At 71.7% G+C, this 26,109-nt stretch carries 24 protein-coding genes; 11 read left to right on the forward strand and 13 right to left on the reverse strand.

The window, feature by feature from the left end:
- Positions 1 to 5 precede the first annotated feature (5 nt).
- Positions 6 to 1,100: a FecCD family ABC transporter permease gene (locus KI385_RS27150; RefSeq protein ID WP_238574798.1), complete on the reverse strand. Its 1,095-nt coding sequence runs from the start codon at positions 1,098 to 1,100 to the stop codon at positions 6 to 8.
- Positions 1,097 to 2,101: a FecCD family ABC transporter permease gene (locus KI385_RS27155; protein WP_238574799.1), complete on the reverse strand. Its 1,005-nt coding sequence runs from the start codon at positions 2,099 to 2,101 to the stop codon at positions 1,097 to 1,099. The genes KI385_RS27150 and KI385_RS27155 overlap by 4 nt, the downstream gene beginning before the upstream one ends.
- Before the next feature lie 143 nt (positions 2,102 to 2,244).
- On the opposite strand from KI385_RS27155, the gene KI385_RS27160 reads away from it, so the two are divergent.
- Complete coding sequence (locus tag KI385_RS27160; protein WP_238574800.1) at positions 2,245 to 2,901, forward strand: HAD family hydrolase; 657 nt, start codon at positions 2,245 to 2,247, stop codon at positions 2,899 to 2,901.
- Here the strand turns inward: KI385_RS27160 and KI385_RS27165 are convergent.
- Positions 2,847 to 3,116, reverse strand: a complete 270-nt coding sequence (locus KI385_RS27165; RefSeq protein ID WP_425356960.1) for a hypothetical protein — start codon at positions 3,114 to 3,116, stop codon at positions 2,847 to 2,849. The two genes, KI385_RS27160 and KI385_RS27165, sit on opposite strands and share 55 nt — an antisense overlap.
- Before the next feature lie 196 nt (positions 3,117 to 3,312).
- Between KI385_RS27165 and KI385_RS43995 the strand changes: the two genes are divergently transcribed.
- On the forward strand, positions 3,313 to 3,696 hold the full coding sequence (locus KI385_RS43995; RefSeq protein ID WP_281066906.1) for a cold-shock protein: 384 nt from the start codon (positions 3,313 to 3,315) through the stop codon (positions 3,694 to 3,696).
- Positions 3,697 to 3,737: 41 nt separating this feature from the next.
- On the opposite strand, the gene KI385_RS27175 is transcribed toward KI385_RS43995, so the two are convergent.
- The 4 genes from KI385_RS27175 to KI385_RS27190 all read right to left on the reverse strand — a co-directional run bounded on the left by KI385_RS27175 (position 3,738) and on the right by KI385_RS27190 (position 7,386).
- Entirely contained in the window at positions 3,738 to 4,589 is an 852-nt protein-coding gene (locus KI385_RS27175; RefSeq protein WP_238574801.1) for a 1,4-dihydroxy-6-naphtoate synthase, read from the reverse strand.
- The gene (locus KI385_RS27180) at positions 4,586 to 5,350 is read right to left on the reverse strand and encodes a futalosine hydrolase (protein ID WP_238577853.1); all 765 of its coding nucleotides are present in this window, start codon (positions 5,348 to 5,350) and stop codon (positions 4,586 to 4,588) included. Before KI385_RS27180 ends, KI385_RS27175 begins: the two co-directional genes overlap by 4 nt.
- A gap of 46 nt (positions 5,351 to 5,396) precedes the next feature.
- Positions 5,397 to 5,900 carry a hypothetical protein gene (locus tag KI385_RS27185; protein ID WP_238574802.1) on the reverse strand — a complete coding sequence of 168 codons (504 nt, stop codon included), beginning with the start codon at positions 5,898 to 5,900 and terminating at the stop codon, positions 5,397 to 5,399.
- A gap of 70 nt (positions 5,901 to 5,970) precedes the next feature.
- Complete coding sequence (locus KI385_RS27190) at positions 5,971 to 7,386, reverse strand: MFS transporter (protein ID WP_238577854.1); 1,416 nt, start codon at positions 7,384 to 7,386, stop codon at positions 5,971 to 5,973.
- Between the two features lie 431 nt (positions 7,387 to 7,817).
- Between KI385_RS27190 and KI385_RS27195 the strand changes: the two genes are divergently transcribed.
- Together KI385_RS27195 and KI385_RS27200 are read left to right on the forward strand one after the other, a co-directional pair.
- Positions 7,818 to 8,723: a DUF3027 domain-containing protein gene (locus tag KI385_RS27195; RefSeq protein WP_238574803.1), complete on the forward strand. Its 906-nt coding sequence runs from the start codon at positions 7,818 to 7,820 to the stop codon at positions 8,721 to 8,723.
- A 240-nt stretch (positions 8,724 to 8,963) separates the two neighbouring features.
- On the forward strand, positions 8,964 to 12,248 hold the full coding sequence (locus KI385_RS27200; protein ID WP_238574804.1) for a sacsin N-terminal ATP-binding-like domain-containing protein: 3,285 nt from the start codon (positions 8,964 to 8,966) through the stop codon (positions 12,246 to 12,248).
- Between the two features lie 242 nt (positions 12,249 to 12,490).
- On the opposite strand, the gene KI385_RS27205 is transcribed toward KI385_RS27200, so the two are convergent.
- Complete coding sequence (locus KI385_RS27205) at positions 12,491 to 12,682, reverse strand: hypothetical protein (RefSeq protein WP_238574805.1); 192 nt, start codon at positions 12,680 to 12,682, stop codon at positions 12,491 to 12,493.
- A 484-nt stretch (positions 12,683 to 13,166) separates the two neighbouring features.
- Here KI385_RS27205 and KI385_RS27210 point away from each other — a divergent pair, with 484 nt between their 5' ends.
- The 3 genes from KI385_RS27210 to KI385_RS27220 all read left to right on the forward strand — a co-directional run bounded on the left by KI385_RS27210 (position 13,167) and on the right by KI385_RS27220 (position 16,063).
- Positions 13,167 to 13,748 carry a hypothetical protein gene (locus KI385_RS27210; protein ID WP_238574806.1) on the forward strand — a complete coding sequence of 194 codons (582 nt, stop codon included), beginning with the start codon at positions 13,167 to 13,169 and terminating at the stop codon, positions 13,746 to 13,748.
- A 174-nt stretch (positions 13,749 to 13,922) separates the two neighbouring features.
- Complete coding sequence (locus KI385_RS27215) at positions 13,923 to 14,741, forward strand: IPT/TIG domain-containing protein (RefSeq protein ID WP_238574807.1); 819 nt, start codon at positions 13,923 to 13,925, stop codon at positions 14,739 to 14,741.
- An 86-nt stretch (positions 14,742 to 14,827) separates the two neighbouring features.
- Positions 14,828 to 16,063: an IPT/TIG domain-containing protein gene (locus KI385_RS27220; RefSeq protein ID WP_238574808.1), complete on the forward strand. Its 1,236-nt coding sequence runs from the start codon at positions 14,828 to 14,830 to the stop codon at positions 16,061 to 16,063.
- A 43-nt stretch (positions 16,064 to 16,106) separates the two neighbouring features.
- Here KI385_RS27220 and KI385_RS27225 read toward each other — a convergent pair whose 3' ends face one another.
- Together KI385_RS27225 and KI385_RS27230 are read right to left on the reverse strand one after the other, a co-directional pair.
- On the reverse strand, positions 16,107 to 18,524 hold the full coding sequence (locus KI385_RS27225) for an HAD-IC family P-type ATPase (RefSeq protein WP_238574809.1): 2,418 nt from the start codon (positions 18,522 to 18,524) through the stop codon (positions 16,107 to 16,109).
- Positions 18,525 to 18,602: 78 nt separating this feature from the next.
- Complete coding sequence (locus tag KI385_RS27230) at positions 18,603 to 18,860, reverse strand: DUF2530 domain-containing protein (protein ID WP_128505221.1); 258 nt, start codon at positions 18,858 to 18,860, stop codon at positions 18,603 to 18,605.
- A gap of 261 nt (positions 18,861 to 19,121) precedes the next feature.
- On the opposite strand from KI385_RS27230, the gene KI385_RS27235 reads away from it, so the two are divergent.
- Positions 19,122 to 20,594, forward strand: coding sequence for an NCS2 family permease (locus KI385_RS27235; RefSeq protein WP_238574810.1), 1,473 nt, complete (start codon positions 19,122 to 19,124; stop codon positions 20,592 to 20,594).
- Here the strand turns inward: KI385_RS27235 and KI385_RS27240 are convergent.
- A complete protein-coding gene (locus KI385_RS27240; protein ID WP_238574811.1) occupies positions 20,587 to 20,778 on the reverse strand; it encodes a ribbon-helix-helix protein, CopG family in 192 nt (63 codons plus the stop codon). The genes KI385_RS27235 and KI385_RS27240 overlap by 8 nt on opposite strands.
- Positions 20,779 to 20,910: 132 nt before the next feature.
- Here KI385_RS27240 and KI385_RS27245 point away from each other — a divergent pair, with 132 nt between their 5' ends.
- The 3 genes from KI385_RS27245 (at position 20,911) to thpR (ending at position 23,534) form a co-directional block, all read left to right on the forward strand.
- Entirely contained in the window at positions 20,911 to 21,375 is a 465-nt protein-coding gene (locus KI385_RS27245) for a MarR family winged helix-turn-helix transcriptional regulator (RefSeq protein ID WP_128505212.1), read from the forward strand.
- Positions 21,376 to 21,403: 28 nt separating this feature from the next.
- Positions 21,404 to 22,831 (forward strand): MFS transporter, encoded by a 1,428-nt coding sequence (locus KI385_RS27250; protein WP_238574812.1) that lies wholly within the window; start codon positions 21,404 to 21,406, stop codon positions 22,829 to 22,831.
- A gap of 133 nt (positions 22,832 to 22,964) precedes the next feature.
- Positions 22,965 to 23,534, forward strand: coding sequence for an RNA 2',3'-cyclic phosphodiesterase (gene thpR, locus KI385_RS27255; RefSeq protein WP_238574813.1), 570 nt, complete (start codon positions 22,965 to 22,967; stop codon positions 23,532 to 23,534).
- A 235-nt stretch (positions 23,535 to 23,769) separates the two neighbouring features.
- On the opposite strand, the gene KI385_RS27260 is transcribed toward thpR, so the two are convergent.
- Together KI385_RS27260 and KI385_RS27265 are read right to left on the reverse strand one after the other, a co-directional pair.
- Positions 23,770 to 24,768: an aldo/keto reductase gene (locus KI385_RS27260; RefSeq protein ID WP_238574814.1), complete on the reverse strand. Its 999-nt coding sequence runs from the start codon at positions 24,766 to 24,768 to the stop codon at positions 23,770 to 23,772.
- Between the two features lie 91 nt (positions 24,769 to 24,859).
- On the reverse strand, positions 24,860 to 26,095 hold the full coding sequence (locus KI385_RS27265; protein ID WP_238574815.1) for an MFS transporter: 1,236 nt from the start codon (positions 26,093 to 26,095) through the stop codon (positions 24,860 to 24,862).
- Positions 26,096 to 26,109 lie beyond the last annotated feature (14 nt).

The raw sequence follows: 26,109 nt of genomic DNA on the forward strand, positions 1-26,109 counted from the left end.
CTCGGTCACGCATTTCCTCCTGCGGCACGGCCACGGACGCGATGGCCCCTGACGATCAGCCAGATCAGATACGGGGCGCCGACGGCGGCGGTCAGCACCCCCACGGGCAGCTCCGTCGGCGCGAAGATCTTTCGCGCGAGCAGATCGCCCAGGACGACGACCAGGGCGCCCAGCAGCGCGGAGCAGAGCAGCGGGATCTGGGCCGTACGGGCAAGGCGGCGGGCGATCTGCGGGGCGAGCAGCGCCACGAAGTCCACCGGGCCGGCCGCGCCGGTCGCCATCGACGCCAGGACCACGCCGACCGCGACGAGCCCGAGGCGGGTACGGCCCAGCCGGATGCCCAGCGCGGTCGCGGTGTCGTCGTCCAGCGAGACGGTCCGCTGGGCGCGCGCCGCCCACAGCACACACGGCAGCAGCACCAACAGCGCCCAGCCCAGGGGCGCCGCCTCCGCCCAGCCGCGCCCGTTGAGCGAGCCGGTCATCCACACCTGGGCCTGCTGGGCGACGAGATAGTCGCCCTTGGTCAGGAAGAGGTGGGTGACGGAGCGGAGCGCGACCGCGCAGCCGATGCCGATGAGGACGAAGCGGGTGGCGTGCAGACCGCCGCGCCAGGCGAAGAGATAAACCAGCCCGGCCGCCAGGACGCCGCCGGCCACCGACAGATACGGCAGGACGGTGTACGAGGTGATGCCGAAGGTCATCGCGCCGACCGTCAGCGCGCTCGCGCCCTGGGTGACGCCGATGATGTCGGGGCTGGCGAGCGGATTGCGGGCCACCGTCTGGATCAGCGCGCCGGCGGCCCCGAAGGCCGCGCCGACCAGCAGGCCGACGGTCAGCCGCGGCAGCCGCAGCGTGCCGACGACCAGTTCCTGGGAGGACGGTCTGCCGAGGACGACGTCGATGACGTCGGAGGGGGAGACAAGGCTTTCGCCGATGCAGAGGGAGGCGAGGCAGCCGGCGGCCAGGAGGACGGTGAGTACCGCGGCGGTCCCGGCCGCACGGCGGTGCAGGAGGAAGGAGGCGCGGCCGGCGCGGACCAGGGCGTAGCCGGCGGGGCGTATCGGCCGCCGGGGAGCCGTCGCCGTCGAAGAGGCCGTCATGCCGCCACCGCCTTGCGCCGTACGAGCGTCACCAGGAACGGCACCCCGATCAGCGCGGTCATCACGCCCGCCGGGACCTCCGACGGCGGGAAGACGATCCGGCCGAGGGTGTCCGAGACCAGCACGATGACCGGGCCGAGCAGCGCCGCCATCGGCAGCACCCAGCGGTGGTCGCTGCCCACGATCGCGCGGGCGATATGCGGGACGGCGAGGCCGACGAAGGCGATCGGGCCGGCCGCGGCGACGCCCGCGCCGGTCAGCACGGTCGCCCCGAGCCCGCCCACGATCCGTACGGTGGCGACCTTCTGGCCCAGGCCCCTGGCGACGTCCTCGCCGAGCGCCAGCGCGTCCAGACCGCGTGCGACGGACAGTACGAGCACCGTGCCGGCCAGCAGGAACGGCCAGATCTGGGCGGCCACTTCGGCGTCCCGGCCGGTGAGCGAGCCGACCTGCCAGAACCGGAACTCGTCCAGGGCCGCGGCCTTGGTGGTGAGGACCGCCATCGTCACCGACACCAGGAGGGCGTTGATGGCGGCGCCGGACAGCGCGAGTTTGACGGGCGTCGCGCCGCCACGGCCGCGGGAGGCGATGGCGTGGACCGCGACCGAGGCGATCCCGGCGCCGGTGAACGCGAACCAGACATAGCCGGTCAGGGTGTGGATCCCGGCGAAGGCGATGGCGATCACCACCGCGGCCGAGGCGCCCTGGCTGATGCCGAGGATGCCGGGGTCGGCGATCGGGTTGCGGGTGATGCCCTGCATGACCGTGCCGGCCATCGCCAGCGCGGCGCCGACCATCAGTCCGATCTCGGTGCGCGGCAGCCGCAGGAAGCGGACGACCTGGGCGGCGTCACTGTTGCCGCCGTGGACAAGGGCGTCGAGCACCTCGGACGGCGCGAACTGGCGGCTGCCGAGGGCCAGGGAGAAGAGCACCGCGAGCAGCAGGGCGAGCACCGCGACCGCCGTCAGGCCGAGCCGGCGGCTGTGCGTCCGGGGCTTCATGTGTACGTCGCTCTTCGTGGTGGATGTCCGGAAGTTAGGTAAGGCAGGGCTAACGGTACGGGAGCCGCCGGTGGCCCGTTGATCGAGGGGCGGCGCCCGGACGGGCGTCCGGCCCGCTTGCGGCCGCGGGCACAATGGCACGCATGGCTGCGCACCCCCTGACGGTCGGATTCGACCTCGATATGACGCTGATCGACTCCCGTCCCGGCATCAAGGCGGCGTATCAGGAGCTGTCCGCCAGGACCGGCGCCGTCGTCGACGCCGAGGCCGCGGTGACCCGGCTCGGGCCGCCGCTGGAGGAGGAGATCCGCCGGTGGTTCCCCGAGGAGCGGGTGGCGGAGATCAGCGATTTCTACCGCGAGCTGTACCCGGAGTACGCGATCGCGCCCACGCCGGCCATGCCGGGCGCCCGGGAGGCGATCGCCGCGGTGCATGCCGCCGGGAGCCGGGCGATCGTGGTGACCGCCAAGTACGAGCCGAACGCGAAGCTGCACCTGGCGCACCTGGGCATCGAGCCGGACGCGGTCATCGGCTCACTGTGGGCGGAAGCCAAGGCCGATGCGCTGCGTGAGCACGGTGCGCGGGTCTACGTCGGCGACCACACGGGTGATGTGCGGGGCGCGCACACCGCGGGCGCGCTGTCCGTCGCCGTCGCCACCGGCCCGTGCGACGCACGCGAACTGCTGGCGGCCGGCGCCGATGTGGTGCTCGACGACCTGACGCTCTTTCCGTCGTGGCTGGAGCGCTATGTCGCAGAAGAGGCGGAAGAGGGAGAAGGGGACGAAGCGGCCTCCGCCTGACGGCGCTGAGCGACGGCGGAACGGATCACTCCGGTCGCCGCGACAAGGAAGCCGACGCCCATCAGCATGCAGACCGCGTAGAAGACGGACGGCAGCGGATCGGTCCCGAGGAACAGCGGCATCACCGTGGCGAGAGTGGCCACTGCGCCAACTAGGAACATGATCGCGCCGATTCGGACCAGCAGATCCCCGGCCTGGGGAGTTTCGTCAGACACCTGACCAGGGTAAGTCCGGGCCAGAAGCACTGAGGATCCACCCGGCGGCGTCTTGCCACCGGCCTTGGGACCATTAGCCTTGGTGAAGGCGGGTCCTGCGGCCCGCTGCATTGCTATCCAGACCTGATTTTCTTCCGCAGATTCCGCAGTAGACCCAGCCCAGTTTTTTCCAACGAGTACGAGGACGAGGACAGACGTGCCTACCGGCAAGGTCAAGTGGTTCAACAGCGAGAAGGGCTTCGGCTTTCTCTCCCGCGATGACGGCGGTGACGTCTTCGTGCACTCGTCGGTGCTGCCCGACGGCGTGGCCGCACTCAAGCCTGGCCAGCGCGTCGAATTCGGCGTGGTCGCGGGCCAGCGCGGCGACCAGGCGCTGACCGTGACGCTCCTCGACCCCGCACCCTCGGTGGCCGCGGCCCAGCGCCGCAAGCCCGACGAACTCGCCTCGATCGTCCAGGACCTCACCACGCTCCTGGAGAACGTCACCCAGCAGCTGGAGCGCGGCCGCTACCCCGACAAGGCGCACGGCGGGAAGATCGCCGGCATGCTGCGCGCGGTCGCCGACCAGCTGGACGTCTGAGCGAGCCGGCCCGGAGAGGCCGGCTCACCCAGCCGGCACACTCACCCGAAATTCAACGCATCGCGGCCGAGGGGCGGAACCAGCCCCTCGGCCGCGGCGCGCGTGAGCAGCCCGCGCACCGCGGCATAGCCGTGCTCGCCGAGGTCGGCGGTGAACTCGTTGACGTACAGCCCGATGTGCTGGTCCGCCACCTTCGGGTCCATCTCCTGGGCGTGCTCCAGGACGTACGGGCGGGAGGCCTCGGGGTCGTCCCACGCCATCCGGACCGAGGTGCGGATCGCCGCCGCGAGATCGTGCAGCGTCCGCTCGCCCAGCGACCGCTTGGCGATGATCGCGCCGAGCGGGATCGGCAGGCCGGTGGTGGACTCCCAGTGCTCACCCATGTCGGCCAGGCGGACCAGGCCGTAGTTCTGGTACGTGAAGCGCGCCTCGTGAATGACCAGGCCCGCATCGACCTTGCCGTCGCGCACCGCCGGCATGATCTCGTGGAACGGCAGCACCACGATCTCGCCGACACCGCCCGGCACCTCCGCCGCGGCCCACAGCCGGAACAGCAGATACGCGGTGGACCGCTCGCTGGGCACCGCGACCGTTTTGCCGGCCAGCTCCGCGGCCGTGCCCTGCTCCTTGGTCAGCACCAGCGGCCCGCAGCCGCGCCCCAGCGCCCCGCCGCAGGGCAGCAGCGCATAGTCGTCCAGCACCCACGGCAGCACCGCGTACGACACCTTCAGCACATCGAACTCACCGCGCTCGGCCATGCCGTTGGTGAGGTCGATATCGGCGAAGGTGACCGCGAGCTCCGGCGCGTCCGGGACGCGACCGTGCGCCAGCGCGTCGAAGACGAAGGTGTCGTTCGGGCACGGCGAGTACGCGATGTTCAGCGGCCGGGTCACGGGGTCCTCCTCGGGGATGGTGCCGGTTCCGGAGCCGGCCCGGGGCGATCCGCACGGCGCGCCCCGGCGGCCAGCGCTCCCGGGATCGTACGGAAGGCGTCGGTCAGGGCGGTGAGCGCGTCCTTGATGCGCCAGGCGGCGCGGTCGCGGGGGCCCACGGCGTTGGAGACCGTACGGATCTCCAGCACCGGCACGCCCTGTGCGGCGGCCGCCTCGGCGACGCCGAAACCCTCCATCGCCTCGGCCAGCACACCCGGATGACGCTCCGCCAGCTCGGCACTGCGCGCACCGCTGCCGGTGACCGTCGAGACGGTGACGACGGTGCCGCGCGCAGCGCCGGCCGCCGCCGCGACCGCCCGCACAAGCTCCGGGTCGGGGCGGTGCGCCACCGTCCCGAAGCCGAGTTCGGTGACCGGGATGAAGCCGTCGGGGGTCTCGGCGCCCAGGTCGGCCGCGACGATCGCGTCCGCGACCACCACCGAGCCGAGCGGGGCGCCGGGCGCGAAGCCGCCGCCGATACCGGCCGAGACGACCAGGTCGTAGGGCCGCCCGGCGAGCGCGGCGGCGGTCAGCGCGGTGGCCGCGCCGGCGGCCGCGGCGGCCGGACCGACACCGGCGGCCAGCACATCGAGCGCCACCTGCCGCGCAGATGCGCGCCGCAGTGCGTACTCGCCGGGCAGCACCGCCTCCTCGCAGGTCCCCGCCGCGGCACACACCGCGTCGCGCTCGGCGGCCACCGCTGTGACGACCAGGACCCGCATCAGACAGCCCTCGCAGCCTGCCACCGGACCTCGTCGATCAGCGCACTCAGTCCTTCTGCTTCAGCGTGAAGTGCCACATCGTCTTGGGGCCGTCGCCGTCGCCGAGCTCCGCGACCTGGAGGGTGACGTCCTTGGTGTACGTGGTCTGGCCGGTCTGCGGGTTCTGCTGCATGAAGAGGGTGTCCGCGTCGAAGCTGCGGTATGTCTCCTTGCTGGGCTCCCGCATGACCGGGCCGCCGCCGATGACGATCCAGCCGGACTTGGCGATCTGCGGGTCGACGCCGACGCGCACCTTCTCACCGGGGTGGACGGTGATCGTCTTGCCACCCTTCTTGGTGATGCAAGCCGCGATGGCCTTCTTGGAGAGGACCTCGCCGCCTCCGTCACAGCCGGGGGTGGCCTCGGCCGTGACCGTTGACGACCCGACGGTCACGGTCGCGAGCGCGGTCGGCTTCTCGCAGGCGGAGAGGGTGATGAGACCCAGGGACACGGCACCGATGGCGGCAGCGGCACGGCGGCCCTTGCCCCAGGAGATCAACGCAGCGGTCATACGGGCAGGCTATCTGGCGCCCCGGCCCACGCCACGCGCGGGTGCGGCGTGCCGCGCCGCCCCTCGGATGTCAGGCCACCCGAGGGGTCGGCGTACCGCCCCGCCGGGCCGCGCTCAGCAGGCCCCGTACGGCCAGCACCACGCCCAGCGCCACCAGCCCCGCGGCCACCGACATCCCCACCACGCCGATCAGCGGCAGCGAAATGCCGATCGCGCCGCCCACCACCCACGACATCTGCAGCACCGTCTCGGACCGGGCGAACGCGGACGTCCGCACCTCCTCGGGCACATCGCGCTGGATCATCGCGTCCAGCGACAGCTTGGCCAGCGCCTGGCACAGCCCCGCGGTGGCCGCCGCGGCGGTGACCACGACCACCGCCACCGCGTCGTAGAACACCGCCGCGCACACCGTCGCGCACAGCGCCAGCCCCAGCATCGCCGCGATGATCGGCTCCGGCCCGCGGGCCTTCAGCCAGGCACCGACCGCGGTCCCCAGTGCACCGCCGATACCGGCCGCCGCCACCACCAGCCCGAGCGAGGCCGCCGGGCTCAGCCCGCCCAGCGGGTGCTCGCGCAGCATGAAGGCCAGGAAGAACGTCAGGAACCCGGAGAGCGCCCGCAGCGAGGCGTTGGCCTGCAGACCGTGCAGCACCGACGGGCCGACCGTACGCAGGCCGGGCTTGCGCTCGGCGTCCGCCGACCCCGCCGACCCCGCCGACCCCGCCGACCCCGCCGACACGTCCCGGGACGCCAGCCGGGCCCGGGCCTCACCCTTGCCCGAGTCGACCTTGTGCGGCAGCGAGAACGACAGGAACGTACCGGTCGCAAACACCAGGAACGCCCCGTACAGCGGCCAGCTCGGCCCGATCAGATGCAGCCCGGCACCGGCCGGCGCCGCCACCCCGGTCGCCAGCAGCCCGGCGAGCGTCACCCGCGAATTGGCCTTGACCAGCGAAATCCGCGGCGGCAGCAGCCGTGGCACCACCGCGCTGCGCACCACGCCGTACGCCTTCGACGACACCAGCACACCCAGCGCCGCCGGATACAGCTCCAGGCCGCCGGTGGCCACCGCGCCCGACATCGTCAGCGCCAGCAGCGCCCGCGCCAGCATCGCGGCCGCCATCGCCGCCCGGCGGCCGTGCGGCACCCGGTCCAGCAACGGCCCGATCACCGGTGCGAGCAGCGCGAACGGAGCCATGGTGACCGCCAGATACAGCGCCACCCGGCCCCGCGCCTCGTGCGTCGGCACCGAGAAGAAAACCGTCGAGGCCAGCGCGACGGTGATCAGCATGTCGCCGGCGGAGTTCACGGCATGCAGCTCGATCAGCTTGCCCAGCCCGGACTCGCCCGCGCCGTGCGCATGCGTCGCACGCCGTAAGCCCCGCGCCGCACCGGTGAACGGCCGGTGCAGCGCTCGGCCGACGGCCCGGCCCGCCCGGCGGCCCCGGCGCTCTCCGTACCCGCCGCGCGTCGATGCGCGCGACATCCCTGACGACTTCCGCGATGCCTTCGCCACCTTCGACACCTTTGACGCCCGTGCGGTAGCTCCCTGGCCATAGTGCCCCAACTCGCCCAGGAGAGGGCACTTTGTCCGCACTGCCGCGCGGGGCGTACCGGCCCGCAGTCGCTGCCGCTGACATTTGGCGCTCCCACCGAGGGGTCGTACACCGTTGAAGGGGTAGCGTGTGTAGCGCGCCACCGGCGGTTGTTTTTGGCCGCGTGCCTCCTCGCGATCCCGCAGAATAGGACGTAAGAGGTGCGCTCGACCGAAACGACCGGGCGCGGACGTCGACGCGGTCCCCTGGTCCGCTCCGCCCGCCCCGGCCCCGCCGGTCGTCCGGACAGGACAAGGACAGCTCCGGCTGGCGCACTCGTGAGACGGCGTAGAAGAGAGAATCGATTCTTGTGAGTGCTGCGATGCGAAGCCGTACCCCTGACCGCCTGTGCGCCGAGGCGGTCGACCTTGCCCGGGAGGCGGCGGAGGAAGCCGCACGGCCCGGCACGGTCGGCGAGCACATCGATGCCGTCGCCGACGGAGACCGCGTCGTCACCCATCTCTTCGCCTGCAACGAGCCCGGCTACCGGGGCTGGCGCTGGGGCGTGACGGTCGCCCGGGCCTCCCGCGCCAAGATCGTCACGATCGACGAGGCGGTCCTGCTGCCCGGCCCCGACGCGTTGCTCGCGCCGGAGTGGGTGCCCTGGAGCGAGCGGCTGCGCCCCGGCGACATGGGCCCCGGCGATCTGCTGCCCACCGAGGCCGACGACCTGCGCCTGGAGCCCGGCTACACCGGCGCGGAAGCCCCGGCGCCGAACTCCGTGATCGCCGAGGGGATGGCCGCGGAGGTCGCGGACACCGAGGAGGCGGACGTCCTCCCGGGCTCGCCGGCGGTCCAGCCCGCCCCCGAGCGGGGCAGTATCGCGGCGGTCGCCGAGGAGCTGGGCATGCGCCGCGCCCGGGTCCTGTCCCGCTACGGCCTGCACGCCGCGGCCGACCGTTGGGAAGAGTCCTACGGAGCCAAGACCCCGATGGCTCAGGCGGCCCCCGCCACCTGCATGACCTGCGCATTCCTTACCCCGATGGCGGGCTCCCTGCGCCAGGCGTTCGGCGTCTGCGCCAATGAGTTCGCCCCGGCGGACGGGCGGGTGGTCTCGCTCGCGTACGGGTGCGGCGCCCATTCCGAGGCCGCCGTCATGCCGAAGCCGCCGCGGCCGGCCGAACCGGTTCTGGACGAGACGGTGGTGGAGCCGTTGTCGCTCCGGCCCGAGCGGGACGGTGGCTCGGTGGAGGAGACCGGGCCTGCCGAGGAGCTCGGCCACAGCTGAGGGGTTCGTTGGGCGTGACGGTGTGAAAAACCGGAAGCTCGGTCGCGTCGTGGCACGCAGCCGAGCTTCTGCTGTTTCTTCCCTCACCCCCCACCAGGGTGTGGCCCCGCCACCCCTCACACACCGGGGCCCCACCCCACACACCACCCCGCGCCGAAGGCGGGACACGCACGGCGGGCCGGCCGCCGACGTGGGGCGATACCGTCGGCCCACGGACACACGCTTCAAGGGAGACGGACAGTGACAGCTACGTCGTGGGTGCGAGGCGCAGCCGGAGACCCGTTCGGGACGGCCCGATTGCGGCGTGGCGTGCTGGACGCCTGGGCCGCCTCGCCGGCCCGGTTCCGGGAGGACGCCAACGCCGAGGAGGACCTCGCGCTCGGCGGCTACCGCGACCGGCTCGTCGTGGAGCTGGCGCAGAACGCCGCGGACGCGGCGGCCCGCGCCGGTGTCCCCGGCCGGCTGCGACTGACCCTGCACGCGGCCAACGGGGGCGCGCCCGCCGTGCTCGTGTCGTCCAACACCGGTGCGCCGCTGGACGCGACCGGCGTCGAGTCGCTGTCGACGCTGCGCGCCTCCGCGAAGCGGGAGCCCAGCGTGGCGGCCGGCGCGGTCGGCCGGTTCGGCGTGGGCTTCGCCGCGGTGCTGTCCGTCAGTGATGAGCCGGCGCTCGTGGGGCGCACCGGCGGCGTCCGCTGGTCGCTGGTCGAGGCGCAGGCGCTGACGCAGGACGTGGCCGCCCACAGCCCCGGCCTGGGCGGCGAGTTGCGCCGTCGCGACGGGCATGTGCCGCTGCTGCGGCTGCCGCTGCCGGCGGAGGGCACCGCACCCGACGGGTACGACACCGCCGTCGTCCTGCCGCTGCGCGACGGCGCGGCGCAGGACCTGGCCGAGCGGCTGCTGGCCGGGATCGACGCGGCGCTGCTGCTGACGCTGCCGGGGCTGGCCGAGGTGATCGTCGAGACCCCCGAGGGCGTACGGGAGTTGAGGCGCAGCCAGGACGGCGCCTACGTCCTGATCGAGGACAGCGAGCGGGGAGCCACCCGGTGGCGGGTGGCGAGCGACGGCGGGCCGCTGGACCCGGCGCTGCTCGCCGACCGCCCCGTCGAGGAGCGGCTGCGGCCGGCCTGGTCGGTGACCTGGGCGGTGCCGGTGGACGACGAGGGCGCGCCGGTGCGCCCGGGGACGGCGCCGGTGGTGCATGCGCCGACGCCGACCGACGAGCCGCTGGGGCTGCCCGCGCTGCTGATCGCGTCGTTCCCGCTGGAGCCGACCCGTCGGCATGTCGCGCCGGGGCCGCTGGCGGACTTCCTGGTGGGGCGGGCGGCCGCGACGTACGCGGCGCTGCTGGGTGACTGGCAGCCGGTGTCGGTCGGCACCCTCGATCTGGTGCCGGGACCGCTGGGCAAGGGCGGTCTGGACGGTGAGCTGCGCCGGCAGGTGCTGGAACTGCTGCCGCGGGTGCGGTTCCTGCCGAGCGCGGGCGCGCCGGCCGGGGGCGCGCCGAAGGCCCCGCCGGAGGACGAGTGGGATGCGGACGAGGGCGGCGTGGAGCGCTATGTGCTGCGGCCCGTCGACGCCGAGGTGGTGGAGGGCGCCGGCGCGGCAACGGTCGGGGTGCTGGCCGAGCTCTTCCCCAGCCTGCTGCCGGCCGGGCTGGAACGGCGGCCGGAGCTGCGGGCGTTGGGCGTGGCGCGGGTGCCGCTCAGCGAGATGATCGACCGGCTGGCGGGCGTCGAGCGGTCGCCGCGCTGGTGGTGGCGGCTCTACGACGCGCTGGCCGGCACCGACCCGGACCGGCTCAGCGGGCTGCCGGTGCCGCTGGCGGGCACGGCGGGCCAGGGGCCGGGCGGGGAGAACGGCGGCGTACGCACCACGATCGGGCCGCGTCAGGTGCTGCTGCCGCTGCCCGGGGGCGGTCCGGAGGAGGGCGGCGAGGCCGCGGCCCGGCACCGTACGCTCGCCCGGCTCGGGCTGAAGGTCGCCCACCCCGAGGCGGTGCACCCGCTGCTGGAGAAGCTCGGGGCCACCCCGGCCGCGCCGCGCGCGGTGCTGACCACGCCCCAGGTACGGGCGGCCGTGGAGAACTCGCTGGACGCGGACGAGGACGCCTACGACGTCTTCGCCGATGAGTTCGACGCCGGAGTGGGGGCCCCGCTGGGCGCCGAGGAGCTGGCGGAGACCGTGCTCGGGCTGGTCCGGGACGCCAATCTCTCGCCCGGTGACGAACCGTGGCTGGGCGCGCTCGCGCTGCCCGACGAGGACGGCGAGCTGGCGCCGGCGGGTGAGCTGGTGTTCCCGGGAAGCGCCTTCGAACGGGTCATCCGGGAGGGTGAACTCGCGGCATGCGACGCGGAATTGGCCGCCCGGTGGGGCGAGCAGCCGCTGACCGCGGTCGGTGTGCTGGCCGCCTTCGCGCTCGTACGGGCCACCGATGTGGTGCTGGACCCGGACGAAATGGAGCCGCGGGACGGGGACTTCGCCGAGCCGGACGACGTCGGGCTGCTGGACGCCGTCGACGTGTGGTGCGAGGACATCCTCGACGCCCTGCCGGAGACCCCGGTGCCGCCGGTCGTCACCGAACTGGTGGCCGTCCGCGACCTCGATCTGGTCGACGACGACGCCTGGCCGCAGGTCCTGGAGATGCTGTCCCAGCCACCCCTGCGCGACGCGCTGACCGCCCCCGTACGGGTACTGCTCCCCGACGGCACCACCGAGTCCGTACGCCCGTACACCGCCTGGTGGCTGCGCGGCCACCCGGTGCTGGACGGCCGCCGCCCCGCCGGTCTGCGGGCGGCGGGCGGCGATTCCCTGCTGGCCGGCCTCTACGAGTCCGCGGACGCCGGTGACGTCGACGCCCAGGTCCTGCGGGCACTCGGCGTACGGACCTCGGTCTCCGCGCTCCTGGACGAGCCGGGCGGCGCGGCGGAACTGCTGGCCCGGCTCGCCGACCCGGACCTGACCGTCGGCACCGCCCAACTGCACGCCCTCTACGGCATGTTGGCCGACCTGGACCCCGACCAGGTGACCCTGCCCGACGAACTGCGGACCGTACTCGACCAGGAGGCCCGGGTGGTGGACGCCGCGGACGCCGTGGTCGCCGACGCCCCGGACCTGATGCCCCTCGCCACCGGCCTCCCCCTGCTGCCGGTCCGCCCGGCCCGCGCCGCCGAACTGGCGGAGCTGTTGCAGGTACGCCGGCTGAGCGAGGCGGTCAGCGCCGAGGTCCGCTCCGAGGGCGTCCGCCACGAGGTCCCGGAAACCGTACGGACACTGCTCGGCGCCGCCACCCCGGAGTCGTACCTGGAACACGAGGAACTGATCGTCGGCGACGGCCCCGACGACACCGCCGAACTCGACTGGCGCTGGACCCCCGACGGCACCCTGCACGCCGCAACCCTGGAGGGCGTGGCCGCCGGCCTCGCCTGGGCAACGGCCCAGTGGCCACGCCGCTTCGAGGTCGCGGCACTGCTGGAGGACCCGGAGCGGGGTGACGAGCTGGCGCGGGCGCGCTGGTTCGACTGACGGAGCGGAAAAGGAGATCGGCCCCCGTCGTGATGCGACGGGGGCCGATCGTTCGGCTGATTGCGGGGCCGAGGGCGAGGTCATCGGCGGTGAACGCGATGCCTTTGAATTTCATCGGCGATGCCGTCTGCCAATGTGCGAGATCATTCAGAAGTTCGTCGACTATCGCGTGGGGATCGTCGTCCTCGGCGATATCTCCTGCCCTCCACAGGCCGAGCGAGAGTGGAGTCGCAGGGCGCCGGCTAGTCCGAGCTGAATTTCTTGGCGATTGCCCAGATCACCACGATCGCGCCGACGATCAGGATCAGCCATTCCCACCAGTCGAAGACGCCGTCGCCGCCCCCGTAGGAGCTGTTACCGGAGTGGTAGTGGTGGTAGTGGTGATGCGTGCCGGCCAGTACCTCGTACGTGAGGTCCCCCGTGTGGAATGCCATGGGCACCGACCATAAGGGGGAGACGGCGATGCCGCCACGCCCGGCCGGACTCCGTTACCGGTCCGCATCTGATCCGCCCGCCGCAGCCGCCGCAAACAAAGGGGGGTGAATGTGGCGCACGCTCGGCCGAAGGGGTGATGTTCCGACATTTACCTTGCGGGCCGTGTCACTCGAATGCGTTACTTTCGGCATCTGACCAGTGGGCTGCCCATCCCTCCGGCCGAGGAGCGAAGAGTGGCAGCCAACCAGGTCCGCCAGGCCCGGTTTTGGGCCCTTTATCGGGGTCTTTGTGGTGCTGTGATGGCCGATGGCGTCGGCTGCTGATCTTCGTGCAGAGATCTCGGCCGGTGAGGGTAGCTCACAAATCGTCCAAGGAGGCGTTTTGCGAGCCATCCGAATTCTCCCTTTACTGGCTGCGGCCAGTGCCATGGCTGTGTGCTCGGTGGCCGCTGCACCGGCTGCACAGGCGGTAGAGCCGACGCTCGTGACGTGCAGCGAGAAAGCGCTGGTCGACGCGGTCAAAGCGGCCAACCTCGCAGGCGGCGGCAATCTGATCCTCGCGCCGTTCTGTACCTACTCCCTGACCTCCGCGCACAGTTCCGGCGGGGCCGGGGGGCCGGCGGGACTCCCGAACATCACCACGCCGATCTCCATGACCGGGCTGGCCACGGACATCACCCGGGCGCCGGGCGTCGCCCCGTTCCGGATCATCGAGGTCGACGGGCCGTCACAGAACCCGGAGGCCCACGGCCAGCTCACCCTCACCACGGTCGGCATCAGCCGCGGTGACGCCGGTATCGGCGTGGGGGGCGGGATCGCCAACCTGGGCGGCACCGTGACCGCCACCTCCTCCTCGATCCACAACAACAGTGCCGCATACGGCGGTGGCATCTACTCCGACACCGCGCTGACGCTCATCGCCACCGGCGTCAAGGACAACACCGCCGGCGTCGACGGCGGCGGCATCTACAAGAACGCCGGCAGTGTCGTACTGCTCGCGGACATGTTCAGCGGCAACACGCCGAACACCTGCGGCGCCAACCCGCCCGCACTGCCCGACTGCTGAAGCGGGGCGGCCAAGCCGCCCCGCTCCCAGAGCACCGGCCTCCCGGGTACCGGCGTGAGCGGCCCTTGGACCCGTGTCCGGCACGTCCCCGCGCATCACTTCGCCACCCCCCGGATGCGCGGGGACGCGGACCGGTGCACCCCTCACCCGTAACACCAACGAAGGAGACAGCTCATGCCAACCATCACCTCCATAGCCCCCACACAGGGGCACAACGGACAGAGCCTGGTCGTCACAGGCACCGGCTTCGTCGCCCCTGCGAAGGTCAACTTCGGTACCAAGTCGGTCACCGGCACGGTCGGCGGCGGTGGCACCACCGTCACCTGCACCATCCCGACACTGTGCGCCGGTTCGTACCCCGTCAGCGTCACGCAGGGGACCCTGACCAGCAACTCCGTGCCGTTCTTCTACATCGGCACCCCGGACTGCTCGGGCGTCGTCGCCAACATCGGACCGATCGCTCCCGGGGCGGTCGACATCTACGGCAGCGGGCTGGCGACCGCGAACGTGGTCGGCGGCGGGGTGGCCTTCGGCACGGTAGGCACCGTGACGGGGGGAGCGGTGACCGTCGTGAACGACGGCCACCTCACCGTCACACCGCCCGTCCACCCGGCATTCGGGGCCGGCATCAGTACGGACACCGTCGACATCACCGTCACCACCGCCGGCGGCGCCAGCTTCTCGGGCGGCGCCGAGACCCAGTTCACCTACTACAACCTGCCGACGGTCACCGGCCTGAGCCCCGCGACGGGGCCGGTCGGCACGAGCACCACCGTGACCGGTACGTCCTTCGTCAGCGTCATCGATGTCACCTTCACCCCGACCGGCGGAGGCGCGGCGACGTCGGCCGACAGTTTCAACGTCGGCCCGGACGACGCCCACCTCGTCGCCGTTGTTCCCCTCGGACTCGCCGTCGGCACCTACGACGTCCAAGTCATCACCCCTGGTGGGACGAGCGCGGTCGTCGGCGGTGATGTGTTCACCGTCGTCTGAGCTTCCTGACTGTCCGCCCCGGCCGGTGCGCGCCGGCCGGGGCACCCATCGGCGCGCGAGTGTGAAGGAGTGTCACCTTGGCCCCCGTGATCAGCAGTATCAGTCCCACCAGCGGGCCCGCTGCGGGCGGCACCGCGGTCACTATCAGCGGCTCCGGTTTCACGGGTGCCACCTCGGTCAAGTTCGGGACCGTTGCGGTGTCGTCGTTCACGCTGGTGAGTGACGCTCAGATCACCACCACGGCGCCCGCGGGTTCGGGTCCGGTCGCCGTCACGGTCATCACGCCGGGCGGCACCAGTAACGGCGTGACGTACACCTACCTCGCCGCCCCGGTGATCACCTCGCTGAGCCCGGTTCAGGGGCCGGCCGTCGGGGGCACCTCGGTCATCGTCAACGGCTCCGGTTTCACCAGTGCCACCTCGGTGAAATTCGGCTCGGCCACCGCGTCGTTCTCGGTCGTCGGCGACAACCAGATCGCCGCGACCGCACCGGCCGGTGCGGGTTCGGTCGCCGTCACGGTCATCTCACCGGGAGGCACCAGCAACGGCGTCACCTACACCTATGTCGTGGCTCCGGTCCTCACCTCGGTGTTGCCCAACAAGGGCTCGACGGCCGGAGGGAACTCGGTCACCCTCAACGGCTTCAATCTCACCGGTGCCACTTCGGTGGACTTCGGCAGTCACACCGCCGTCATCACCGGCAACACCGCCACCCAGATCACGGTGACGGCCCCCGCCGCACCGGCCGCTCCGGTCAGCGTTTCGGTGACCACGCCGGGAGGCACCAGCGCCCCGGTGCCGTACTACTACATCGCGCCCCCGGCCGTCTCCGGCGTCGATCCCGCCATGGGGCCGTCCTCGGGCGGGAACACCGTCACCGTCTACGGCACCAATCTGACCCTCACCAGCGTGGTCCGCTTCGGCGCCACCGCGGCGACCGGCGCCAGTGTCGTGTCGGACAGCCAGGTCAATGCCATCGCTCCCAGTGGCAGCGGAACCGTCTCCGTCACGGTGACCACTGCCGGCGGAACCAGCCCGGCCGGGCTCGGTGGCTCCTACTACAGCTACCTCCCCACCCCGGCCCTCAGCACTCTCAAACCCGCCCAAGGTCCGGTCGCCGGCGGGACCGGCGTCACCATCGTCGGCAGCGGCCTCACCTACACCGACGACGTACGCTTCGCCGGCGTCCCGGCGTCCTTCACCGCGCTCTCCGACACCCAGGTCGTCGCCACCGCCCCTCCGGGAGTGCTCGGCCCCGCCTCCGTCGTCGTCCACACCCCGGCCGGCAACAGCAACAGCGTCACCTATCAATATCTGCCGTGACTCTCCCGGAAGCCGGCGCGCCGACCGGATGCCGGGAGACGCCTCAGGCCGGGAAGCGCCGGTCCACCCACCGCCAGGTGACCTCCAGCAGCACCGCCGCCACCACCGCGATGGCGACGGCCGCCCAGGGCATCGTCGTACCGACCAGGCGCAGATCGAAGAAGGCCTGCAGCCAGGGAGTGACCAGGACGACCACAAACGCCAGCCCCATCGTCAGGACCAGGCCGATCCGCCACCAGGTGTAGGGGCGGGCGATGATCGCCAGTACCCAGATCGCGGCGAGGAAGAGCGTCAGGGTCGCCGCGCTGGTCTCGGCGGACAGCGCGCCCGGTCCGCTGTAGTAGCCGCGCGCCAGCAGGTAGGTGGCAAAGGCGGCCGCGCCCGTGATCAGGCCGGACGGCACCGCGTAGCGCATCACCCGGCGGACGAAGTGCGGGCGGGCACGTTCCTTGTTGGGGGCGAGGGCGAGGAAGAACGCCGGGACGCCGATGGTCAGCGTGGACAGCAGGGTCAGATGGCGGGGCAGGTACGGGTAGGGGATCTGCCAGCAGGCGACCAGGATCGCCAGCAGCACCGAGTAGACGGTCTTCGTGAGGAAGAGGGTGGCGACCCGGGTGATGTTGCCGATCACCCGGCGGCCCTCGGCGACCACCGAAGGCAGCGTGGCGAAGCTGTTGTTGAGCAGAACGATCTGGGCGACGGCGCGGGTGGCCTCGGAGCCGGAGCCCATCGAGACGCCGATGTCCGCGTCCTTGAGGGCCAGTACGTCATTGACACCGTCGCCGGTCATCGCGACGTTGTGGCCGCGCGACTGCAGGGCGGCGACCATGTCCCGCTTCTGCTGCGGGGTGACCCGGCCGAACACCGCGCCCTTGTCGAGTACGGCCGCCATCGCGTCCGTATCGCCGGGCAGTCGGCGCGCGTCCACCGGGGCGTCCGCGCCCGGCAGCCCCAGCTTGCCGGCCACCGCGCCCACCGACACCGCGTTGTCGCCGGAGATCACCTTGGCCCGGACACCCTGCTCCTCGAAGTAGCGCAGAGTGTCGGGGGCTTCCGGGCGCAGCCGCTGCTCCAGGACGACCAGTGCGGTGGGCCGGGCGCGCTGTGCGACGTCCGGGTCGTCCAGTTCCCGTTCGGCACGGGCCAGCAGCAGCACCCGCAGGCCCTGCGCGTTGAGGTCGTCGATCTCGGCGAGGCCCGGGTCACCGGCCGGCAGCAGGACGTCCGGGGCGCCGAGCAGCCAGGTGGTGCTCTCGCCGTCCGGGTCGTTGAAGGACGCGCCGCTGTATTTGCGGGCGGAGGAGAACGGCAGCGACTGGGTGCAGCGCCAGGCCTCGTTCAAGGGAAAGGCGTTGATGATCGCCTTGAGGGAGGCGTTGGGCCGCGGGTCGGAGTCGCCGAGCGCGCCGAGCACCTGCCGTACGTACCGCTCGTCCCCGTCCTCCAGGACGCGTAGCGCGCTGACGTCCATCCCGCCCTCGGTGAGGGTGCCGGTCTTGTCCAGGCACACCACATCGACCCGGGCCAGCCCCTCGATCGCGGGCAGCTCCTGGACCAGGCACTTCTTGCGGCCGAGCCGGATCACGCCGATCGCGAAGGCGACGGAGGTGAGCAGCACCAGCCCCTCGGGGATCATCGGCACGATGCCGGCGACCATCCGGCGGATGGCCGCGTCGCCGGGCAGTCCGAGGGTCAGCAGATGGCTGAGGATGAGGCCGATCGCGGTCGGGATCATCATCCAGGTCACGTACTTGAGGATCTGGCTGATGCCGGTCCGCAGCTCGGAGTGGACCAGGGTGAACCGGCTCGCCTCCTCGGCGAGCTGGGCGGCGTACGCCTGGCGGCCGACCTTGGTCGCGGTGAAGGCACCGCCGCCCGCGACGACGAAGCTGCCGGACATCACCGCTTCACCGGGCTTCTTGACGACCGGGTCGGCCTCGCCGGTCAGCAGCGATTCATCGATCTCCAGGCTGTCGGTCTCCAGCACCTCGCCGTCGACGATCACCTTGTCGCCGGGCCCGAGTTCGATGATGTCGTCGAGCACCACCTCGGAGGTGAGGATCTCGGCGGCGGCCCCGTCGCGCCGCACGGTCGGCCTGGCCTCCCCGATGACGGCCAGATTGTCCAGGGTCTTCTTGGCGCGCAGCTCCTGGATGATGCCGATGCCGGTATTGGCGACGATGACGAAGCCGAACAGCCCGTCCTGGATCGGACCGACGATCAGGATGATCACGAACAGCACGCCGATGATGGCGTTGAAGCGGGTGAAGACATTGGCGCGGACGATCTCGACGGTCGAGCGGGAGGACCGTACGGGGACGTCGTTGACCTCGCCCCTGGTGACCCGTTCCGCGACCTCGGCCGCGGTCAGTCCGGGGTTGACCGGTGCCTGGGCGGTCCGTCCGGCCGGCTCGCCGCCCGGTTCGGGTTGCTCGATCTCGGTGCGTGCCCGCTCCGTCATGCCCTCGACGTTACGGGCGGAATGCGCAATTCACCCGCTGGCCGGGCGGGCCGTCGGTGACGGTGGGGGTCGGTGCGCTCAGGAGGCGTCGGCCGCCGCGGCGCGCTTGATCGCGGCATCGCGCTTGCGGACGTACCAGATGCCCAGCAGTCCCAGGCCGGCGCCGGCCAGGCAGGTCCATACCCACCAGGCGTGGCCGTTGTCGGCGTACCAGCCGTAGAACGGGAGCTGGCCGAGGAAGAGGACGAACCAGATGATCGTGCCGCCGGTGATCGTGCCGACGACCGGGCCTTCGAGGGGCGCCGGGGCCTCGCGCAGTTCGGACTTCTTCCACATGGTGCTCAGCTTACGGGCCCGGCCGGTCGCCGTCGGCAGGGGTGCGCGGGGAAGCGGGGCGGGTGCTCGGGACCGTGCGCCGCAAGGGTCTACGCGCGGAGATAGCGATCAACGCATTGTTTATTCATACTGAACCTTTCTGGATCTGACCGGATTGGATCGTCGATTCATCCAATCTGATCCGGATATTCATGTTCTGTACGTGCTCCGGGCCCTCGGGCCCCCGCGCCTGCTCCAGGCCCGTCCGACTGAGGTCCCCGTATGTCCCCCTCGGCCACCACGCCGGTCGACACCCTCAAGAACCCAGCGCCGAAGCCCCCCAAGAACGGCTTCGACCGCTTCTTCAAGATCTCCGAGCGGGGCTCGACGGTCAGCCGTGAACTGCGCGGCGGCCTGGCGACGTTTTTCGCGATGGCCTACATCATCGTGCTGAACCCGATCATTCTCGGCTCCGGTGTCGATAAATTCGGCCACCACCTCGACAACGGGCAACTGGTCACCGCCACCGCGCTGATGGCCGGACTGAGCACGGTCCTGATGGGCCTCATCGGCAATGTCCCGATCGCCATCGCCGCCGGCCTCGGCATCAACGCCGTTGTCTCGCTGCAGCTCGCACCCAAGATGAGCTGGCCCGACGCGATGGGCATGGTCGTGCTCGCCGGTCTGGTGCTGATGATCCTGGTCGCCTCGGGTCTGCGGCAGCGGGTGATGGACGCGATCCCCAACGGTCTACGGCGGGCCATCGCCATCGGCATCGGCATGTTCATCTCGCTGATCGGCCTGGTCGACGCCGGGTTCGTGACCCGTAACCCGGACGCCGCGCACACCACCGTCCCGATGGGGCTGGGCCAGGGCGGTCAGCTCACGGGCTGGCCGGTGCTGGTCTTCGTGATCGGCCTGGTGCTGATGTTCACGCTGATCGTGCGCAAGACCAAGGGCGCGATCCTGATCGGCATGGTCACCATGGCCGTTGTCGCGATCATCATCAACGCCGTCGCCGACATCCCGGACGCGGCCTGGGGCCTGGCGGTCCCCAACGTCCCGGACAAGATCATCGGGGCGCCGGACTTCGGTCTGATCGGCCACATCAGCCTCTTCGGCGGCTTCAAGGAAGTCGGCGTGCTGACCGGCTGCCTCTTCGTCTTCACCGTGCTGCTGTCCGGCTTCTTCGACGCGATGGGCACCATCATCGGCGTCGGCGAGGAGGCCGGTCTGCTGAACAACGAGACCGGCCAGCTGCCGAACATGGGCCGGATCCTCATGGTCGACGGCCTCGCGGTCGCGGGCGGCGGCTTCGGCTCCGCCTCCGCCAACACCTGCTTCGTGGAGTCCACGGCCGGCGTCGGCGAGGGTGCCCGTACCGGCCTCGCGAACCTGATGACCGGTGGCCTCTTCCTCCTCGCGCTGGTCTTCACGCCGCTGGCGACCGTCGTCCCGGCGCAGGCCGCGACGCCCGCGCTGGTCGTCGTCGGCTTCCTGATCATGGCCTCGAACGTCAAGAGCATCGACTGGGACGACTTCACCGTCGGCATCCCGGCATTCCTGACGATCATCTCGATGCCGTTCACCTACAGCATCACCAACGGCATCGGCATCGGCGTGCTGGCCTTCATCCTCCTGCGCGCGGCCACCGGCCGCTTCAAGGGGATTCCCTGGCTGCTGAACGTCGTCGGTCTCTGCTTCCTCGTCTACTTCCTGCTCAACCCGATCGAGCAGGCGCTCGGAGTCAAGTAGCCGACCACCAGACCCCCAGCTTCTCCGTCTCGTCGACGGACGATTTGAACCGCTCGTCGAAGTCCTCGCGGATGAGCGTCCGGACCACATAGTCCTGGACGCTCATTCCGCGTTTTGCGGCGTGCTGCTGAAGGCGCTCCAGCAGCTCCCCGTCCACGCGCAGGCTGAGCACTCGCGATCCCATATGGACAACGGTCCTCTCCTCAAGCGGTCAGGTGTGTCACTTTCGACCGCGTCCTCACTCATACGGGTGATCTCCGGAGGGGAACTCCCCTTCGGCTTTCCTTAGAGAGGGTAATGAGTTATGCTAAAGACCATGCCGGAACTGTCCCGCCCCCAGCCTGACGGCCGGGAGGTGCCCCCAGACGACGCGGCCGCGGTGAACGCTCTGCGGTCCGCCGTGATGCGCCTGTCCCGCCGACTCAAGCACCAGCGGGTCGACGAATCGCTGAGCCCCACCGAGATGTCGGTGCTCGGCACCCTCGCCCGCTGCGGCCATGCCACCCCCGGCGAGCTGGCCCGTAAAGAGCATGTGCAGCCGCCGTCGATGACCCGCATCGTGGCCATGCTGGAGGCCAAGGGGCTGGTCCGGCTCGAACCGCACCCCGACGACCGCCGACAGAAGGTCGTCACCCAGACCGAGCAGGCCGAGGCGATGCTCGAAGAGAGCCGCCGCAAGCGCAACGCCTGGCTCGCCGAGCTGGCCTCCGGGCTGGACGAGGACGAGTGGGCGAAGGTGCGGGCCGCCGCGCCCGTGCTGGAGAAGCTCGCACAGTTGTAGAACCTGAGGCCGAGGAGGCGAACCCACTTTGAGTACGGGATCCGGAGCACACTCCGCCCCCGCACCGAACTCCCAAGAAGACACGGTTTCCGACGCGACCGCGACCACACCGGGCACCGCCCCGGGTATCGCCGCAGGCCCCGCCGCCACACCGCGCAAGGGCACGTTCAGCTCGCTACGCATACGTAACTACCGACTCTTCGCCACCGGCCAGATGGTGTCCAACACCGGCACCTGGATGCAGCGCATCGCCCAGGACTGGCTGGTGCTCAGCCTCACCGGCTCGTCCGCCGCGGTCGGCATCACCACCGCGCTGCAGTTCCTGCCGATGCTGCTCTTCGGCCTCTACGGCGGCGTCATCGCCGACCGCTTCGCCAAGCGCAGGCTGCTGCTGCTCACCCAGTCCGCCATGGGCCTGACCGGCCTCGCCCTCGCCGTGCTCACGCTCAGCGGCCAGGTGCAGGTCTGGCACGTCTACCTGGTCGCCTTCGCCCTCGGCCTGGTCACCGTCGTCGACAACCCCGCCCGGCAGGCCTTTGTCTCCGAGATGGTCGGCCAGGACGAACTGCGCAACGCCGTCAGCCTCAACTCCGCCAACTTCCAGTCCGCGCGGCTGATCGGGCCCGCCGTCGCCGGTGTCCTGATCACCGCCTTCGGCAGCGGCTGGGCCTTCCTGTTCAACGGCCTGTCGTTCATCGCGCCGGTCGCCGGCCTGCTGATGATGCGCACCGCCGAACTCCACAAGGTCGCCCGGGTCCCGCGCAGCAAGGGCCAGTTGCGGGAGGGCCTGCGGTACGTTTCCGGGCGCCCCGACCTGATCTGGCCGATCGTCCTGGTTGGCTTCATCGGCACCTTCGGCTTCAACTTCCCGATCTGGCTGACCGCGTTCGTCTACCACGTCTTCCACGCCGGCGCCGGCACGTACGCCCTGTTCAACGGCCTGATGGCGGCCGGCTCCCTGATCGGCGCGCTGCTCGCGGCCCGCCGCGGCAGCTCCCGGCTACGGCTGCTGGTCGGCGCGGCCATGCTCTTCGGCGCCCTGGAGATCACCGCCGCGGCCGCCCCGTCCTTCTGGATCTTCGCGGCGCTCCTCGCGCCCATCGGCATGGTCGGCCTGACCATCAACGTCACCGCCAACTCAAGCGTCCAGATGGCCACCGACCCGCTGATGCGCGGCCGGGTGATGAGCCTGTTCATGATGGTCTTCATGGGCGGCACCCCGCTCGGCGCACCCGTGGTCGGCTGGGTCACCGACACCTTCGGCGCCCGCGTCGGCTTCCTCGTCGGCGGCGCGATCTCGATGGCGGCCGCGGCCCTCATCGGCCTGATCCTCGCCCGCGTGGGCGGCCTACGCCTCAAGATCGACCTACGCCGCGGCCATCAGCATGTCGCGTTCGTGCCACGGGTCGCGGACGGCACACCCTCGACGGAGAAGGAGCTGGCGGCGGTGGCGTGAGCCGCACTCCTTTCCCGCCGCGACGGCGATCAGCCGCAGCGGTGAGGGTCTGGGGGTCCCCCCAGCGGTAGCTGGGGGAGGGATGGACGACGGCAGCCAGCGCGACGTGGGCCGATGTGGGCACACTGGCCGCATGAGACTCTTCGCCGCCGTCCTTCCCCCCGCCCCCGTGCTCGAAGAACTGGCCGCCGAGGTAGCGCAGTTGAAGAAGCTCCCGGCGGCCGACCGGCTGCGCTGGACCGGGCGGGGCGGCTGGCACTTCACGCTGGCGTTCTACGGCGAGGTGCACGAGGACATCCTCCCCGAACTGCATGAGCGCCTGGGGCGCGCCGCCCACCGCAGTGCCCCCTACGAGCTGCGGATCGCCCGTGGCGGGCGCTTCTCGGACCGGGTGGTGTGGGCGGGGGCCGACGGCGACCGGCCCGCCATGCGCAAGCTCGCCGACTCGGCAGCGGCGGCGGCCCGCCGGGCGGGTGTGTCCATGGAGGAGGAGCACCGCCCGTACACCCCTCACCTGACGCTCGCCAGGAACCGCGTCGCCAACCTGGACCTCGCCCCGTACGCGATCGCCCTCAAGGACTTCGCCGGCGCGTCCTGGACGGTCGAGGCGCTTTCCCTGATGTGCAGCCATCCGCCCGTGCCCGGCGTGGCGGGCACGCAGCCCCGGTACGAGGAGATCGCCTCCTGGCCGCTGGGCCACTGAGGCACCGGCCTCCCGCCCTCGCGACCGGGGCGTTGAGGTTGTTCGGGTCCACCCCGGTTACGCTCAGAGGGTGGATCCCAAAACCCGTAACCGGATCATGTCCGGACTGTTCGCCGTGCTGCTCATCGTCGTGATCGTGGCGGCCGCGGTGCGCTGAGACCTGCCGCGGCCCCGCCGAGCGCGCCGGGGACCGCCCGGCGGCCGGCGGAAACCGGCGGCCGGGCGGTCACTGTGTTCACCAGGCGAACGCCTCCGGGCTCGGCCCGGGGCCGGGGAAGATCTCGTCGAGCGAGGCGAGAAGATCGTCCGGGAGGGTCAGCTCGACGGCGCGCAGCGCGGAGGAGAGCTGGTCGGGGGTGCGCGGGCCGACGATCGGGCCGGTGACGCCGGGGCGGGTGAGGAGCCAGGCCAGGGCGACCTCGCCGGGTTCCAGGCCGTGCTTGGCGAGCAGGTCCTCGTAGGCCTGGATCTGGGCGCGGACCGTGGGGTTGGCGAGGGAGTCGGCGGAGCGGCCGGAGACCGAGCGGGCCGCGCCGCCCTCGCGCTCCTTGCGGAGGGCGCCGCCCAGCAGCCCGCCGTGCAGCGGGGACCAGGGGATCACGCCCAGGCCGTAGCCCACGGCGGCCGGGATGACCTCCATCTCGGCGCGCCGCTCGGCGAGGTTGTAGAGGCACTGCTCACTGACCAGACCGTACGAACCGCGGCGGGCGGCCGTCTCGTTGGCGCGGGCGATGTGCCAGCCGGCGTGGTTGGACGAACCGGCGTAGAGGATCTTGCCCTGCTGGATGAGGACGTCGATGGCCTGCCAGATCTCGTCCCAGGGCGTGTCCCGGTCGACGTGGTGGAACTGGTAGAGATCGATGTAGTCGGTGCCCAGCCGCTTGAGGCTGGCCTCCACCGCGCGCCGGATGTTGAGCGCGGAGAGCTTGTCGTGGTTGGGCCAGACCTTGTCACCGTCCGGCGCCATGTTCGCGTAGACCTTGGTGGCCAGCACGGTCTTGTCGCGCCGGCCGCCGCCCTTGGCGAACCACGAGCCGACGATCTCTTCGGTACGGCCCTTGTTGGCGCCCCAGCCGTAGACATTGGCGGTGTCGAAGAAGTTGACGCCCGCGCCGAGCGCCGCGTCCATGATGGTGTGGCTGTCGGCCTCGTTCGTCTGAGGCCCGAAGTTCATCGTCCCGAGGACGAGTCGGCTGACCTTGAGTCCGGTGCGTCCGAGCTGCGTGTACTTCATGGTTGCTCAGCCAACTCGTTCGAGCGCGCTCGAGGCAAGGGCCGTACGGGCGGTACGGGCTCTCGGGCGGGCCCGCCCACCGCGGCGGCCGTCACCTGGCCGATGCGGGTACCTCGGCGGCCTCGGACGCCCGGCTCCGCCCGGCCGCCGCGGCGAAGAGCAGCAGCGCGGCCGGTGCGCAGCAGGCCGCCGCGACGGGCAGCGTGCCGGGCCCGTACCAGGCGAGCAGCCGGCCGCCGAGCGCGCCGCCCAGCGAGGCGCCGACGTACACCGCACTGCTGGTGAGCGCGAGCGCCTGCGGCCCGCGTTCGGGGCCGGCCAGGGCGAGCACCCGGGTCTGGACCGCCGGCGGCACCGCCCACGCCGCGGCCGCCCGGACGACCAGCAGCGGGACGACGAGTGCGAGCGGGGCGGGCCGCAGCGCCCCGCACAGAGCCAGCCCGGCCGTCGCCGCCGCGAACACCAGGGACGCCGTCGCGAAGGCGGCCCCGGCACCCCGGCGGTCCACCAGCGTGCCGCCCGCCCGTGCGCCCGCGATGCCCGCGACGCCGATGAGCGCCAGCAGCAGCCCGAGCGTGCCGGGGGTGACACCCGCGAGGGCGGACAGGAAGGGCGCGAGATAGGTCTGCAGCAGCAGATTGCCCAGTACGGCGACGGTCGCGGCGAGCAGGGTGCACAGCACGGCGGGCCGGGTCAGCGGGCGCAGGCGCTCGGCGAGCGAGGCGGCGGGGGCGGGCGGCACCTCGGGGAGGGTGGCGCGTACGCAGACCAGTCCGGCCAGTCCGAGCGCGCCGCCCAGCACAAAGGTGGCCTGCCAGCCCAGCGCCGCCCCGACCCAGGTGCCGACCGGCACGCCGAGGACCACGGCGCCGGTCAGCCCGGCCATGACGGTGGCGAGGCTGCGGCCCCGGCGTTCCGGCGGGGTGAGCTGGGCGGTCATGGCGAGGACGGTGGGCAGCGCGACCGCGGCGGCGAGTGCCGCCGACATCCGCAGTGCCATCAGTGCGGCGTACGAACTCGCCAGAGGTACCGCGAAGTTGGCGATGCAGAAGAGCGTCAGGGCGCTGATGAGGAGCCGGCGGCGGGGGAGTTCGGCGGTGCCGACGGCGGCGATCGGGGCGGCCGCCGCGCACACGACGGAGAAAACGGTGACGAGCTGTCCGGCCGCGGCCTCACTGACCGTCAGACCGCGGGCGAGGGCGGGCAGTACGCCGGTGATCACGAAGTCGTCGGTCTGCAGGGCGAAGGCGCAGAGGGTGAGGGTGCAGAGCCAGGCGGCGGGGAGGTGCCGGCGGAACACGGCGGTCGTGTCAGAGGTGGTGGACATGCCATTAACGTAAC

The sequence above is a fragment of the Streptomyces inhibens genome (assembly GCF_022221585.1).
In the GTDB taxonomy this organism is placed as follows: Bacteria; Actinomycetota; Actinomycetes; order Streptomycetales; family Streptomycetaceae; genus Streptomyces; species Streptomyces inhibens.